We start from the raw sequence: 1,262 nt of genomic DNA, 5'->3' as shown, positions 1-1,262 counted from the left end.
CCGCTGTTCCACGACATGGGCCTGCTGACGGTCATCCTGCCTGCTCTGGGAGGCAAGTACATCACCATCATGAGCCCGCGCGCTTTCGTGCAGCGGCCGTACCGGTGGATCAAGGAACTTGCTGCGGTTTCCGACGGCGCCGGCACCTTTGCGGCCGCTCCCAACTTCGCTTTCGAGCACGCTGCCGCGCGTGGCCTGCCGAAGGACGGCGAGACCCTGGACCTGAGCAACGTCATCGGTCTGATCAACGGCAGTGAGCCGGTCACGACGTCGTCGATGCGCAAGTTCAACGACGCTTTTGCTCAGTACGGTCTGCCCAAGACTGCGATCAAGCCGTCGTACGGCATGGCCGAGGCGACGCTCTTCGTCTCCTCGACCAAGCATTCCGACGAGGCCAAGGTCATCTACGTCGACCGCACGGAACTCAACAAGGGACGCATGGTCATCGTCGACCAGTACTCCGAGAACGCCATCGCGCAGGTCTCCTGTGGGTACGTCTCGCGCAGTCAGTGGGCGGCGATCGTCGATCCCGAGACGCTGACCGAGGTCCCCGACAATCACGTCGGCGAGATCTGGTTGCACGGCGAGAACATCGGCATCGGCTACTGGGGTCGCCCCGACGAGACGGCGGAGACCTTCCACAACAAGCTGGACAATCGGTTGAGCGAAGACAGCCACACCGAGGGCACGCCGGCGGATGCCAACTGGATGCGTACCGGCGACTTCGGCGTCTACGTCGACGGCGAGCTGTACATCACCGGTCGCGTCAAGGACCTCGTGATCGTCGACGGTCGCAATCATTACCCGCAGGACCTCGAGGCTTCGGCTCAGGAAGCCAGCCCGGCTCTGCGCCCCGGCTTCATCGCTGCGTTTGCCGTACCGGCCAACCAGCTGCCGTCCGTCGTGTTCTCCAACACGCACTCGGGTCTGAAGTTCGACGACGACGATTCCTCGGAGCAGTTGGTCATCGTGGCCGAGCGTGCTCCCGGCGCAGGCAAGGCCGATCCGCAGCCGATCGCGGACACCGTGCGTGCGGCGATTTCTTCCCGTCACGGTGTTACGGCCCGAGACATCCTGCTCGTCCCCGCGGGTTCGATTCCGCGTACGTCCAGCGGCAAGATCGCTCGCCGCGCGTGTAAGGCGAGCTATATCGAGGGAACGTTGCGAGGCGGCTATCAGCAGACCGCATTCCCCGATAGCGTTTGAGGAGCAGTCCCTTCATGATCGGTGGCTTGGTGAGTTGATGGTTGAACAAGATGGTG

Annotated in this window: 1 protein-coding gene; it reads left to right on the top strand. The window is 63.3% G+C overall.

The window, feature by feature from the left end; genetic code table 11:
* A partial coding sequence (locus RhoBH5_RS32545) for an AMP-binding protein (RefSeq protein WP_270009642.1) occupies window positions 1–1,206 on the top strand: 1,206 nt, incomplete at its 5' end.
* Window positions 1,207–1,262: the final 56 nt, after the last annotated feature.

The sequence above is a fragment of the Rhodococcus sp. BH5 genome (genome assembly GCF_027583855.1).
GTDB lineage: Bacteria > Actinomycetota > Actinomycetes > Mycobacteriales > Mycobacteriaceae > Rhodococcus_F > Rhodococcus_F qingshengii.
The sequence above is the reverse complement of the archived record's forward strand: the minus strand, read 5'-3'. Positions and strand labels throughout refer to the sequence as shown.